The following is a 13,872-nucleotide window of genomic DNA, read 5'->3' as shown; positions in this document are numbered from 1 at the left end:
GGCAACTTGAGTTGATGGACTTCTGAGCGGGAAGCGGGATATTGCAGAGCTACAGCTCTTCAGCAACTCAACCACTTAAAAGAGAGGTGTAGCCCAGACCTCAATTTTTACAGACCCGGGCATTTAATTACCAAAAACAGCTAGAGATGAAAATCACTAACCCGCACAGCGAATATCAGCAGAAGCTGCCGCATAGGGTACCAATCGAACATTGGCTACGGCTATCGCTGCGGCCCCCTCACTCTCCAAGCGGAAGGCACTGAAAACCTTGCTAAAGTCAGCGCCAGCTTTGGCGAAGCATTGCAGGTCCACCGAGAGAGGGGTCCAGTCATTCAGCGGCATGGTTTTCAGAGTGACTTGCAGCGGCACTCTGGCAATACAGTCCTCTCCACAGGTCACCGCCGCTTGTAACGGTTCACGCAGTTTCTGATCAACGCGAATATTCAGACTCAAGGCTGAGCCCTCCTCCAAATAAATGTCCAAGTTCTGCATATACTCCGCAGACAACTGCACAGCACCGGGGCGCAGGCCCTTCCACTCGATCAAACGCGCATCTTCTTGAGAGGACATATCAATCGAGGTCACAACGATATTGTTATCCTCACCACTGGCCGCTCGGTTGCCATTCACTGGTACTTCCTTGGCTCCGTCCTCGGCAATATTCAATACCCAGGGAGCGCGCGGACGGGAAACCAATAACCAGGCATCCTCCAGTCCAGCCGCAGCCATATTTTCGCTGGTCTCAGGCAAGTCGTTGCTGACCAGGGATTCCTCATTCACACTCAAGCCGTAACCCAAAGCAAACAGGGGATCGTAGTGCTCGTGGTATGGATTCAAAACCGTTTGATTGGTGTACCTCGGCCAGCTAAAGGGCAACTTACCAGTGAAATCGTATCGAATCTCACCTTTGGCACCTCGGAATAATACATCGGCCACACCGGCACCCTCAGACCCCGGCAGCCAAGCGGCCACAAAAGCATCCGATGCATTTAATTCACTGTTCACCCAAAGCGGGCGACCGGACAGGAAAACACTGACAACTGGAATTTCCTGTTCACGCAATTTCTTCAACAGTGCCAGATCTTTCTTGTTACCGCGCTGGTATTCCAGATTTGTGATATCACCATGCCATTCCGCGTAGGGTTCTTCACCATAAATGGCAATAGCCACCTGGGGTGCCTTGCCATTGGCAAAGCTGGCATCGGTAAAGCTTCCATCCTCACTCAGTATGGCTTCACCACCCACGCTCTTTACGGCTGCGGCGATGCCCTCAAAGATGGAAGTAGCACCGGGAAAATCTTCACGGGTATTACCAGTGCCCTGCCAGGATATTGTCCAACCACCACTTTGTTTGGAGAGGTTGTCGGCCCCATCGCCGACGACTAGAACATTCTGCTTCGCGGCTAGCGGCAACAATTGATCATTGTTTTTCATTAACACCAAAGACTTCCGCACTGCCTCTCTGGCGATAGCGCGGTGCTCGGCATTACCGAGAATACCAGCCTTGCCCGCTAGGGGCATATTACGCTCGAACAAGCCGGCGCGAAGTTTCACTCGCAGTATGCGGCGCACCGCATCATTCAAACGCTCAGTGGGGATTTCACCGCTTTTCGCCTGAGCCAAGGTATTGTTGTAGAGGGCCTTCCAATCCGCAGGCACCATAAACATGTCCAGACCAGCATTAATTGCCGCGGCACAACTTTCCAGAGTGCAACCCGGTACGAAACTGTGGCCATTCCAGTCCCCGACTACAAATCCATCGAAACCCAAACGCTCCTTCAAGACATCTGTCAGCAAGTATTGATGGCCATGCAGCTTCTCATCATTCCAACTATTAAAAGAAGCCATTACCGTTTGCACACCAGCAGGCAAAGCGGTCAGGTAACCTGCCGCATGTACTTCTGCCAGTTCCTTTTCAGGCACAGCGTTATCCCCGCGGTCGATTCCACGTGTAGTTCCACCGTCACCGACAAAATGCTTAGCCGTAGCCACTAGGTTTTCCCCGCGAAGAAAATCGACTTCGTTCTTGCCCCCCTGCAACCCTTTCACCATGGCTTCCGCATAGTCAGCCACTACAGCCGGATCTTCAGAATAGCTTTCATAAGTGCGTCCCCAGCGGTCATCCCGCACTACCGCCACAGTGGGGGCAAAGGTCCAGTCGATACCGGTAACAGCGACCTCGCGGGCGGTCGCGCGACCAATACGCTCGATCAGCTCAGTATCCTTCGCCGCCCCGAGGCCAATATTGTGGGGAAAAAGAGTTGCCCCAATAACATTATTGTGACCGTGCACCGCATCGGAGCCCCAAATCAGGGGAATAGCAACACCGCCATCGGAAGTGTCCATGGAAGCCTTGAAAAAAGCATCGGAAAGCGCGAGCCAATCTTTAGGCGTGGCAAACTTATCGTTGTTTGGAAAGGCACCACCACCGTTTAGCACAGAGCCCAGATGGTATTTCTTAACATCTTCAGGGGTGACGTGGCGGATCTCCGCCTGAATCATTTGCCCCACCTTCTCTTCCAAAGACATGCGCGACATAATTTCGGAAATACGCGCTTCCAGCTTTTCGCTGCGTGGAAACGCGGGCTCGAGTAGCGGCCAGTTTTCCAGGCTACCGCCACTGCTTATCTGGGAGTTATCCTCTTTTGACGGAACTTCTTCCCCCTGCGGCTGACAGCCAACAAGTGCCGAAACACAGAGCATTAAGCTCAGTGAAAATCGTTTTTTAAATTTCACGGATAACTCCCAAAGTTTTCCCACGCGAGCCCTTCTGTCCTACCAATTCCATCGCTATCAGAATGAGTAACACAGATATTATTATTTCAGTGTAAATCCCATACTCCAGCCACAGCCAATAAGGCCCCGATTGGATTTCAGGTATTCCACGCAACGGTATCAACGGAGCAAAGTGCAATACTTGCCGAGGAGCGCCAATAGAAATCCGATAGATTGGGCTAAATCACAGATAAAGCGGAAAACAATTTCTAGCTGGACTACTTAAAAAATAGCCTGGAGAAAAGTTTCAGTTGCCTTTGCCCACTACTCTATCGCAGCGCCACGCAGAGCCGGAGAAAAAGCACCGTAATAAGCGATATAGCAGTAGCACAGCAGCGGTACTAAAAAAGAAATCTGGATACCCGCTTCATCGGCGAGTACTCCCTGTAGCAGAGGAATAACCGCACCGCCAACAATGGCCATGCACAGTACACCGCTACCCTGACTGGTGTACTGACCCAAACCTCGCAACGCCAGGCTGAATATGGTTGGAAACATAATGGAGTTGCAAACCCCCACAGCGACAATCGACCATACAGCTAGATAACCAGAGGAGAGCATCGCAACCACGATAAGCACTACGGAACCCAGCGAACACACCGCCAGTGTTTTTCCCGCAGAGACATAGCGCAGCAGCAGAGCCCCGGCAAAGCGGCCTACCATAGCGCCACCCCAGTAGTAGGAAACATACTTTGCCGCTTCAAATAACTGCATTTCAGCAACAGAGGATTCACTAAAAAAGCTAACCAGGAAACTTCCTATAGCTACCTCGGCGCCTACATAGGCAAAAATACCAATTGCCCCCAGTGTCAATCTGGGAAAGCGCCAAATGGAAAAAGTCTCACTGCGGGGCGGGCTTGTACTGTGAGAAAGGCGGTGTTCGGGGATTGTCGGCAAGCGAATCCAGGAGAAAAAAGCCACCATCATCAACAGCACTACTGCCAACCAGAAATAGGGTTTTTCCACCAGGGCCGCCTCCCTGGCGCGAAATTCATCGACACTAGTTGCCGTATCGGGATCGGCGCCCATTGAAATCGCGGCAAAAAAAACGGCACCACCGGCAACCGGCGCCAAGGTAGTTCCCAGAGAGTTAAATGCTTGGGTTAGGTTTAAACGGCTTGGAGCCGTTTTGGCACTACCCAAAGCAATAACATAGGGATTTGCTGATACCTGCAATACTGTAATACCAGAAGCCAGTACAAAAAGCCCCAATAAAAACACTTCATAGATTTGCAGGCGCGCAGCAGGAATAAAAACCAGGCAACCAGCACAAGCCACTAATAAACCAAAGACCAACCCCAACTGGTAGCCAACTCTACGCAACAGCAACCCAGCAGGAACGGAAACCAGAAAATAGGCTGCAAAAAAGTAAAACTGTACCAGGACAGCGCGGGTATAACTCAGCTCAAAAACATTTTTAAGATGTGGCACCAGAACATCATTCAGCCCGGTGATAAAACCCCACAGAAGGAAAAGCGAAGTCAACGCTGCAAGATTTAAATACCCTGGAGAGCGCCCCTCTTGAGCCTGGGCATCTGAATCACAAACAGCCATTTCGTTCGAGTGAAGACTCGAATCGGGCAACATCTGGCGCATTGGAAACCGATCCCCAAATTTCAAACTCGTTTCTCGGCGATTATACTGTTCTTCCTAAACGCTTTTGAGTCGCCAGCGGAAAATTAAGGACAAAATGTGCAATTTTTTATAACCCTTAATAAAAAACACTTTCACTCAATGAAAGTTGTCTTATGGGTCCAGATTGCCGAAAGTAACTTGACTAATCACCCCGAAAAGCGACAAAAAGGACCAAATAAGGGCTAAGCTGGAATCCCAGCGTGCAGGCCCACTGGCGGGCACCGGTAAGCCAAGGTAATATCTTCCGGATAATAATGAACGCGATGATGAGCGTCTCTCCCGTCATTTTCACAAAATTAAATATACGGGACATCATGCAGTACTCTACCCGTCAATACTGGAATGCAACTGCGGAAATTCCTTCGACCGGCTGGTTTTGGAAATTACAGCTGGTCAGCTGGATTGGCATTTTGTTGGTGACATTCCTCTCCCTGACTCTCTGGCATTCACCCACTGAGTGGCCAAGCTTCGAGCCGGCAAATACTATTTTCCAGTGTGCTGTGGCTTTTGTTCTCTCGGTATTCCTGAGACCCATTTTTGATATCGCTTGGGACTCTGAACTGGCCGTTCGCACAGTTATCTATCTACTCGCCGTTGCGGTGATTTCCGGCATCTGGACCCTGGTGCGCATGGAGGCCTATATCCGCTTGAGCGGGGAGCACTCCATCTGGTCTGAATTCGGCGGCTGGTATTATGCCTCCCTCTTTGTCTTTCTCTTCTGGAGTGCACTTTACTGCGGGGTTAAATACCACATACTGCTTCAGAGTGAGCACAAGAAAATGCTTGAGGTAGCTGCGGTCAACGAGCGCGAGCAGCTGCGCAGGCTCCAGGCAGAGGCCATCGCCAATGAGGCCCAGCTTAAAATGCTGCGTTATCAGCTCAACCCACATTTTCTGTTTAATACACTGAATTCCATCAACGCCCTGATTCGCTTTCAACAGGCCGATGAAGCACGCGAAATGGTGGTACGTCTCAGCGATTTTTTACGCCTCTCCCTTAAGGAGAGCCCTATGCAAAAAGTAGAACTTGAACAGGAAGTCAAAGCAGCACTCCTCTATCTGGAGATTGAAAAAACCCGTTTTGCTGACCGTTTGGCTGTAGATCTCAATGTCGATGAAACAGCCCGGCAAGCATTGGTGCCCAGCATGTTGCTACAACCACTGGTAGAAAATTCAGTAAAATATGCCATCGCCCCCAATGAACTGGGCGGCACCATCGGAATTCATGCGAAAAGTACCGGTGAGCGCCTACTGCTGGAGGTACAGGATTCCGGCTGTTCGGAAGACTGCGCCGGCGAGAGAAATTTCCAAGCAAGTTCCACCGGTGTTGGACTGAAGAATGTACGGGAGCGACTTTCCAACCTCTATCCACAAAATTACCGTATGGAGCAACAGGAAAAACCTGATTGCGGCATGTCGATACGAATCAATATTCCACTAGAAATAGCCACTTATCCCACCAATAAAACACAGGGAGAAGTCCAATGAACAAACTCACTGTCGTGCTGGTGGACGACGAACCCCTAGCCCTGCGCCTGCTGCAAAGCATGTTTGAGGAATTCCCTGATATAGAAATTGCCGCCTGCTGCCGCAATGGGCGCGAGGCGTTGCAAGCCGTATCTGAATACAGTCCAGACCTATTGGTTCTGGATGTGCAAATGCCCGGGATGAATGGCTTTGATGTGGTCAGTCGTCTACAAGCCGACACCATGCCACTGGTAATATTCGCCACCGCTTTCGACGAATATGCCCTTAAAGCCTTTGAGGTTCACGCTGTCGATTATGTTTTAAAGCCCCTGGATAACGCTCGCCTAGAAACCGCCCTTGATCGCGCGCGCCAGCGCTTGCAATTGGCACATGCCGGCAAAAAAGACATCCACCAGGAAGAAAAAAACCGGCTGCTGCGCTCTATTGAGGAAATGAGTTCAACCAAGGGACAAGCCTCTGAGACTCGCACCCCAGTGATCAACAATCGCCTGGCGATTAAGGATCGCGGCAGTATTACTATGGTCAATCAGCAGGATATCGAGTGGATAGATGCCGCCGGTGACTACATGTGTGTGCATGTAAAAGGGGAAACCCATGTTATGCGCAGCACCATCAAAGACCTGCAAAAACAGCTGTGCCCGGATAATTTTAAGCGTATTCACCGCTCCACCCTGGTGAATCTCAACTATATCGTACACATCAAAGTACTAACTAAAGGAGAGTACTTTCTCACCTTAACGAGCGGCGCTAAAGTCAAAGTCAGCCGTAACTATCGCCTACCGATCAAGGAATTTCTCGAAGCCAACCGACGCATAGCTTCAGAAGCCTCCTAAACAGCTTGCCCTTCAACGCCACTCAATACCGGCAGGGACTCGCCGGTATACCAGCAAAATAACCAACCTAAGCAATATCTGATCCACGCCATCCAGTTAATACAGAGAGCCCCTATCTTTACAAAAAAAAAGCCGGCAAAAAAATACCGGCTAAACGAGCTCAGAAGAGAAGAAAAAAATTAAGAGCGTTTGTCTGGGCGGTGACCAATGGCACCGTAGTAAAGAATATAGAGGTAGCAGAAAATAGGCAGCACAAATGCCAACTGAATACCCACTTGGTCCGCCAATAATCCCTGTAATAACGGCACTATAGCGCCGCCGACTATAGCTAGGCACAAGATACCAGAACCCTGACTAGCCGCCTTGCCAAGTCTCGCAAGAGCCAAACTGAAAATTGTTGGGAACATAATGGAGTTACACAAGCCCACCGCCAAAACAGCATACATTGCCAGGTAGCCGCTACCGGCTACAGTGATAAGCAGAAGTAGGCAGGAACCCAGGGAACAAATTGCCAGCACTTTTCCCGCGGAAATAAAGCGCATAATCAAGGCACCGGCAAAACGCCCAACCATGGCCCCCCCCCAATAGAGAGATATATAAAAGGCCGCCTCGGATTCCTCGAGACCTGCTATGGAGTCTTCGGCAATAAAGTTCACCAGGAAACTGCCGATAGAAACTTCCGCGCCGACATAAACGAAAATCGCTACCGCCCCTAATACGAGATGGCGATAATTCCAGGCCGAAGCTTCACCTATCTCCGATGGGATCTGTGAAGTATTGCTGACAATAGACGGCAGATTCAAAAACGCAAAAACCAGAGCCAACACGGCTAGGGTAGCCGCCAGAATCAGGTAGGGCACTTCGATCACCGAGGCACTGACTGCACCGACGGCAACTCCCGCGGCTGGGAGAATTAATAATGCACCGAATTGTGGGGCTACGGTGGTACCTAGTGCATTAAAGCCCTGGGTCAAGGTTAGTCGGCTTGGTGCCGTGCGCTCATTTCCCAAGGCGGCAACATAGGGGTTTGCCGATACCTGTAAGATAGTGATACCAGAAGCGAGAATAAACAAAGCCCCCAAGAATAACCCATAGACCTCCATACGCTCCGCGGGAATAAATAGTAGGCAACCCAACACCGCAATAGTAAGGCCTGTCACGATACCTTTTTGGTAACCGATTTTACTCACCAGGCTACCCGCCGGCAGGGAAACTAAAAAATAGGCTCCAAAAAAGCAGAACTGCACCAGCATTGCCTGGGCATAGTTCAGCTCAAAAATACCCTTGAGATAGGGAATCAGGATATCGTTTAAACAGGTAATAAAACCCCACATAAAAAACAGTGAGGTCAAAGCTACTAGCGCAAATTTTTGCCCCGCTTGATCGCCAGCTTGCAACTGTCCAGCAGCCGTTGCCGTATTACTTTGCGAAATTGCCATATTTATGTCCCAGAAACTTCTGCCGTAACTAAACCTTAAATGGCAAGCCAGCACTTAAACACTTGTTATTCTTCTTGCTTTCTACCATGGAGGCACAGATGCGACGCAGCGGTTTTCGATAAGGGGGGCTAAAAATGGGGGCAATAGGGACAGCGTAAAGTGCCTTGGGCGCTTTCAAACACCGGGTAAGCAAACAACAGAAGATGAACAACCAGCCCGATAAAAAGGGGAATCGCCAGATATAGAGCAGACCTCGAAAAAAGAAGCTGGACTCTAAAGAAAGAAAGGGGCAGCCTCATCATCGGGACTGCCCATTTTAAGGATATTAAGAAACAATATTGCCGTAGCTCATCAGACGCTGGTAGCGCTTTTCCAGCAACTCATCGATAGGAATAGCACTCAATTGCTCCAACTGCTCACCAAGGCGCTCCTTCAAGCTCACCGCCATGGCATCCGGGTCGCGGTGGGCACCGCCGAGGGGTTCGGGGATGGTTTCATCCACAATACCCAGCTCTTCCAATACACTGGAAGTCACCCCCATAGCCTCGGCCGCCAGCGGAGCCTTTTCTACGGTTTTCCAAATAATATTGGCGCAGCCCTCAGGAGAGATCACAAAGTAGGTGGAGTACTGCAGCATATTAAGTTGATCGCCGACACCAATCGCCAGGGCACCACCGGAAGAACCCTCACCAATCACGGTGCAAATAATCGGTGTGCGCAAGCGGGACATCACTGCCAGGTTCTGGGCGATGGCTTCACTGATGCCGCGCTCTTCACTGTCGATACCCGGATAGGCTCCCGGAGTATCGATCAAAGTCAGCACCGGCATTTTAAAGCGCTCGGCCATTTCCATAATACGCAGAGCCTTGCGGTAGCCCTCAGGCTTAGGCATACCGAAGTTACGAGCTACTTTTTCGTTAACGGTTCGGCCCTTCTCTTCACCGATAACGGCTACCGGCTTACCATTTAAGCGTGCGATACCGGCAATAATTGCCTTGTCATCACCAAAATGGCGATCACCGTGCAGCTCATCCCAATCGGTGAACAGCCGCTCGATATAGTCCTTGGAGTAAGGGCGCTGCGGATGCCTGGCCACCTGGACTACTTGCCAGGGGCTCAGATCTGCGTAGATGGACTCGGTCAGAGTTCTGCTCTTATCCCGCAGCCGGGTCACTTCATCGGCGATATTCAGCTCATTGTCGTCCCCGACCAGCTGCAACTCTTTAATTTTGCTTTCCAGCTCTGCAATCGGCTGCTCAAACTCGAGAAAGTTGAAATTCATGAAATCTGCGCCTTAACTCTTTTCCATGCCTCTGGGCAATCACAGCGACATAGCTTAACTGTACAGAACCGACCAGTCGAGCCCAGTGGACTTTAACGCCGCTCAGCGTATTGAAGTGCCACCCGCTCACGCCCCAGCAACTCCCGCAGGGACTGAACCATCTGATCATTCGGCTCCACATTCCATTGTGGAGGCAGGCGGTAGAGACCTCGCGCATCGTGGCGCAACACTTCCAGACTGACCCCGCACTGGCCACCGGTATAGGGCTGCAAACACGAGGCCAGACGCTTGGCTAACCCAGGGGCCACAACACCGGTATCGACTTGCAGACGCACACCGGTCACCCGGCTCTGACGCAGCTCATCCAGGGTGGAAACCCCATTCACGGTCATTTTCAGACCGCCGCTGTAATCGTCATTGGCCACGGGGCCTTCGAGTACCAGCAGCGCATCCTTAGCCAGCTTGTCGCGGTGTTCGCCAAATGCCTCGCTGAACATGGCCGCCTCAATACGGCCGCTGCGATCATCCAGGGTAACAATAGCCATGGAATCGCCACGCTTGGTCTTCATCACCCGCATGGCAACCACCAGGCCCGCCACTTTTTGCGCTTCGCGGCCAGGTTTTAAGTCGGCGATTCGCGCCTTCACCAGGTGTTGTAACTCACCGGCATATTCGTCAATGGGGTGGCCGGTGAGATACAGACCCAGGGTGTTTTTCTCACCCTCCAAGCGCTCGCGAATACTCCAGCAGCGAGTGCGACGGAAGTCCTCGTACACATCACCATCGGAAGATTGCGGCACCACCTCACCGAACAAATCCATCATGCCTGCATTGGCATTAGCCTTTTGCTGTTCCGCCGCCTTCACCGCTTCATCCAGCGCGTTAAACAGCACCGCGCGGGAATAATCCAAGCCATCACTGCCGCCAGTATCCGGCCCAATGCTGTCGAAGGCACCAGAGCGCACTAGCGCCTCTAGTGCGCGCTTATTCACCTTGCGCGGATCGACACGCGAGCAGAAATCGAACAGATCGGTAAAGGGACCGCCCTCTTCCCGCGCCGCAATAATATTTTCAATCGGCCCCTCACCCAGGCCCTTGATGGCACCGAGACCGTAAATAATGCGGTTATCGATATCCACCGAGAACTGGAAGCTACCCAGATTCACATCCGGCGGCACCAGCACCAGCTCCATGGCGCGACACTCTTCGATAAAGGTCACCACCTTATCGGTCTTATCCATATCCGAAGACATGGTCGCCGCCATAAACTGGGCGGGATAGTGCGCTTTCAGCCAAGCGGTCTGGTATGACACCAGTGCGTAAGCCGCAGAGTGCGACTTGTTAAAACCATAGCCTGCGAACTTCTCTACCAGGTCGAAGATCTTAATCGCAAGTTCGGGGTCAATTCCTTGCTCTTTTGCCCCATTTTCAAAAGTGGCCCTCTGTTTGGCCATTTCCTCCGGTTTCTTTTTACCCATCGCCCGGCGCAACAGGTCAGCGCCACCGAGGGTATAGCCCGCCAACTCCTGGGCGATCTGCATCACCTGTTCCTGGTAGACGATCACGCCGTATGTGGGCTCCAGGATCGGTTGCAGTTTCTCGTGCTGGTATTTGGCATCCGGGTAGGCCACCTGAGCGCGACCGTGCTTACGGTTAATAAAGTCATCCACCATGCCCGATTGCAGCGGACCCGGACGGAACAGAGCCACCAGGGCGATCATATCTTCCAGGTTGTCCGGCTGTAGGCGCTTGATCAGGTCCTTCATCCCCCGGGATTCCAGCTGGAATACCGCAGTGGTCTCTGCCCGCTTGAGCATCTTGAAGGTTTCATCATCGTCCAGTGGCAGCGCGGCGATATCCAGAGGTTCCAGCCCCTCGCGCGCACGGGTCTCATCCACCATGCGCTTGGCCCAGTCGATGATGGTCAGCGTCCGCAGGCCGAGGAAGTCGAACTTCACCAGGCCCGCATCTTCCACATCGTTTTTGTCGAACTGAGTTACCAGACCCGCGCCGGTCTCGTCACAGTAGAGCGGCGCAAAGTCGGTGAGCTTGGTGGGGGCGATAACCACACCACCCGCGTGCTTGCCCACGTTACGAGACACCCCTTCGAGCTGCAGGGCCATCTCCCAGATTTCCTGGCCCTCGTCATCGCTTTCGAGGAACTCGCGCAATATCTCTTCCTGATCGAAGGCCTTCTGCAGGGTCATACCTACATCAGGGGGAATCATCTTCGACAGCTTGTCTGCGAGGCCGTAGGACTTGCCCTGCACCCGCGCCACATCTCGCACCACCGCCTTCGCGGCCATGGTTCCGAAAGTAATGATCTGGCTCACCGCCTGGCGGCCATAGTTATCCGCAACGTAGCCAATTACCCGATCGCGCTTCTCCATACAGAAGTCGATATCGAAGTCGGGCATCGACACCCGCTCCGGGTTCAGGAATCGTTCGAACAGCAGATCGTATTGCAGCGGGTCCAGATCGGTAATGTCCAGCGAGTAAGCCACCAGGGAGCCGGCACCGGAACCCCGCCCCGGGCCCACCGGTATATCGTGGTCTTTGGCCCACTGGATAAAGTCCATTACGATCAGGAAGTAACCGGGGAATCCCATCTGGATAATGATATCCAGCTCAAAGCGCAGGCGGTCTTCATAGACCTGGCGGCGCTCGGCATAGTCAGCGGCGGACTTGTCCAGGATAGTTTCCAGGCGCCGCTCCATACCCTCGTAAGAGACCTTTTCGAAGAACTGGTCTTCGGTCATACCCTCGGGAATCGGGTATTCCGGCAGGAAGTATTTACCCAGCTGGATTGGCGCCGAACAGCGCTTGGCAATCTCCACGGTGTTTTGCAGGGCTTCGGGGATATCGCCAAACAGTTCCCACATCTCTTCCGGCGTGCGGAAATACTGTTCGGCGGAATAACGGCGCTCGCGGCGAGGGTCATCGAGGGCGCGACCTTCGTGAATACACACGCGCACCTCGTGGGCCTCAAACTCGCTCTCCTCCATAAAGCGCACATCGTTGGTGGCCACCACTGGCAAATTTAATGCCTGCGCCAAATCCACTGCCGAGTGCAGATAGTCTTCATCGCCGGCGCGACCGGTGCGCTGTAACTCCAGGTAGTAGCGGCCGGGAAATAACTCCGCCCACTCCCGTGCCAGCTCCTCTGCCTGGGCACGGCGCCCCGCTACCAGTGCACGGCCCACATCGCCGTATTTGGCACCGGACAGCATCAGCACCCCTTCGCTGTACTCCTTAACCCATTCGCGTTTGATATAGGCGTTACCGTGGTACTGGCCTTCCATCCAGGCGCGGGAAATCAGCTCGGTAATATTGCGGTAGCCATCAGTGTTCATCGCATAGAGCGTGATCAGCGTCGGCTTACCCTCACCGCCTTCGCTGAGCCAAAAATCCGCTGCAGTAATCGGCTTGATGCCGGAGCCCAAACAGGCCCGGTAGAATTTAATCTGCCCGTAGAGGTTGCACTGGTCGGTAATCGCCAGGGCCGGCATTTCCAGCTCCTGGGCGCGGGCGATGGCCGGCTTGATTCTTACAAGGCCATCGATCAGGGAAAATTCTGAGTGAATTCTTAGGTGGACAAAGGGTTGGGTCATAGTCGCATTTAGTTCCGGGCCCTGCGAGGCCCGGCCCCGACAAAGCGCTATCGATTGTTTACCAGATTCGGCCCATTTGCCGCGCGCGCTCGGTGCAGAGTTTTAACACTGCACGGCGCTCATCATTGTTCATGGAGCCCCAGCGGCTGATTTCGTTACCACTGCGAAAACAGCCCTCGCACAGGTCCTGCTCATTCAGGGCACATACGGAGATACAGGGGGATTTCACCGGGCGCTCTTTCGGCTCCACGGTTTTTACCGGTTGTTCAGACATCTTTAGCCTCAAGCGGGACCAGTTCACTGGCGAAATGTTTGCCGTTGGCCGCATAGTGATCACTGCTGGCTTTGAGCAGCTCGTAGGTGGCGGGATCGAGAGATTTTACTACCTTGCCGGGAGAGCCCAGCACCATAGAGTAATCGGGGATTTCTGTGCCCTCGGTCACCAGCGCATTGGCGCCAATGATACAGCACTTGCCGATTTTGGCCCGGTTTAAGATCACGGCATTGATACCAATCAGGCTGTAATCTCCAATGTCACAGCCGTGCAGCATCACTTTATGGCCTACGGTGACACCGGTACCGATTGTTAATGGCACACCGACATCGGCATGCAGAACCGAGCCATCCTGTACGTTGCTGTATTCACCGATAGTGATCGGCGCACAGTCGCCGCGCACCACCGCGTTAAACCATACGGAGCTGTGCGCAAGCATACGCACATCTCCAATCACATGGGCACCGGGCGCAATATAGTGGCCCTCACCTTCCAGTTGTGGCTGTTTATCCCCCAATCTGTACAGCATTTGGCCT

9 protein-coding genes are annotated in these 13,872 nt (G+C 52.6%); 2 read left to right on the top strand and 7 right to left on the bottom strand.

The window, feature by feature from the left end; all coding sequences use genetic code 11:
• Nucleotides 1-156 precede the first annotated feature (156 nt).
• Both ACJJH9_RS04915 and ACJJH9_RS04910 read right to left on the bottom strand, forming a co-directional pair.
• The gene (locus ACJJH9_RS04915) at nt 157-2,736 is read right to left on the bottom strand and encodes a glycoside hydrolase family 3 protein (RefSeq protein WP_444924501.1); all 2,580 of its coding nucleotides are present in this window, start codon (nt 2,734-2,736) and stop codon (nt 157-159) included.
• A gap of 303 nt (nt 2,737-3,039) precedes the next feature.
• The gene (locus tag ACJJH9_RS04910; protein WP_444924500.1) at nt 3,040-4,371 is read right to left on the bottom strand and encodes a sugar MFS transporter; all 1,332 of its coding nucleotides are present in this window, start codon (nt 4,369-4,371) and stop codon (nt 3,040-3,042) included.
• Between the two features lie 353 nt (nt 4,372-4,724).
• On the opposite strand from ACJJH9_RS04910, the gene ACJJH9_RS04905 reads away from it, so the two are divergent.
• A complete protein-coding gene (locus ACJJH9_RS04905) occupies nt 4,725-5,897 on the top strand; it encodes a sensor histidine kinase (RefSeq protein WP_444924499.1) in 1,173 nt (390 codons plus the stop codon).
• The gene (locus ACJJH9_RS04900) at nt 5,894-6,730 is read left to right on the top strand and encodes a LytR/AlgR family response regulator transcription factor (protein ID WP_444924498.1); all 837 of its coding nucleotides are present in this window, start codon (nt 5,894-5,896) and stop codon (nt 6,728-6,730) included. The genes ACJJH9_RS04905 and ACJJH9_RS04900 overlap by 4 nt, the downstream gene beginning before the upstream one ends.
• A 179-nt stretch (nt 6,731-6,909) precedes the next feature.
• Here the strand turns inward: ACJJH9_RS04900 and ACJJH9_RS04895 are convergent, their stop codons facing one another.
• The 5 genes from ACJJH9_RS04895 to ACJJH9_RS04875 form a co-directional block, all read right to left on the bottom strand.
• The gene (locus tag ACJJH9_RS04895; RefSeq protein WP_444924497.1) at nt 6,910-8,169 is read right to left on the bottom strand and encodes a sugar MFS transporter; all 1,260 of its coding nucleotides are present in this window, start codon (nt 8,167-8,169) and stop codon (nt 6,910-6,912) included.
• A gap of 325 nt (nt 8,170-8,494) precedes the next feature.
• The gene (locus ACJJH9_RS04890; protein ID WP_444924496.1) at nt 8,495-9,451 is read right to left on the bottom strand and encodes an acetyl-CoA carboxylase carboxyltransferase subunit alpha; all 957 of its coding nucleotides are present in this window, start codon (nt 9,449-9,451) and stop codon (nt 8,495-8,497) included.
• A gap of 92 nt (nt 9,452-9,543) precedes the next feature.
• On the bottom strand, nt 9,544-13,062 hold the full coding sequence (gene dnaE / locus ACJJH9_RS04885) for a DNA polymerase III subunit alpha (protein WP_444924495.1): 3,519 nt from the start codon (nt 13,060-13,062) through the stop codon (nt 9,544-9,546).
• 58 nt (nt 13,063-13,120) lie between these two features.
• A complete protein-coding gene (locus tag ACJJH9_RS04880; protein WP_108732299.1) occupies nt 13,121-13,336 on the bottom strand; it encodes a DUF1289 domain-containing protein in 216 nt (71 codons plus the stop codon).
• Nucleotides 13,329-13,865, bottom strand: coding sequence for a gamma carbonic anhydrase family protein (locus ACJJH9_RS04875; protein ID WP_252085074.1), 537 nt, complete (start codon nt 13,863-13,865; stop codon nt 13,329-13,331). Before ACJJH9_RS04875 ends, ACJJH9_RS04880 begins: the two co-directional genes overlap by 8 nt.
• Nucleotides 13,866-13,872: the final 7 nt, after the last annotated feature.

It is taken from the genome of Microbulbifer mixtoriginis (SeqCode) (assembly GCF_052466715.1).
This window is presented reverse-complemented; position numbering and strand designations above follow the sequence as displayed.

Excerpts from the sequence above, each read along its gene's own strand:
- ACJJH9_RS04910 (WP_444924500.1), bottom strand. The coding sequence starts at position 4,371 with ATGCGCCAGATGTTGCCCGATTCGAGTCTTCACTCGAACGAAATGGCT.
- ACJJH9_RS04905 (WP_444924499.1), top strand. The coding sequence starts at position 4,725 with ATGCAGTACTCTACCCGTCAATACTGGAATGCAACTGCGGAAATTCCT.
- ACJJH9_RS04900 (WP_444924498.1), top strand. The coding sequence starts at position 5,894 with ATGAACAAACTCACTGTCGTGCTGGTGGACGACGAACCCCTAGCCCTG.
- ACJJH9_RS04895 (WP_444924497.1), bottom strand. The coding sequence starts at position 8,169 with ATGGCAATTTCGCAAAGTAATACGGCAACGGCTGCTGGACAGTTGCAA.
- ACJJH9_RS04890 (WP_444924496.1), bottom strand. The coding sequence starts at position 9,451 with ATGAATTTCAACTTTCTCGAGTTTGAGCAGCCGATTGCAGAGCTGGAA.
- dnaE (WP_444924495.1), bottom strand. The coding sequence starts at position 13,062 with ATGACCCAACCCTTTGTCCACCTAAGAATTCACTCAGAATTTTCCCTG.
- ACJJH9_RS04880 (WP_108732299.1), bottom strand. The coding sequence starts at position 13,336 with ATGTCTGAACAACCGGTAAAAACCGTGGAGCCGAAAGAGCGCCCGGTG.
- ACJJH9_RS04875 (WP_252085074.1), bottom strand. The coding sequence starts at position 13,865 with ATGCTGTACAGATTGGGGGATAAACAGCCACAACTGGAAGGTGAGGGC.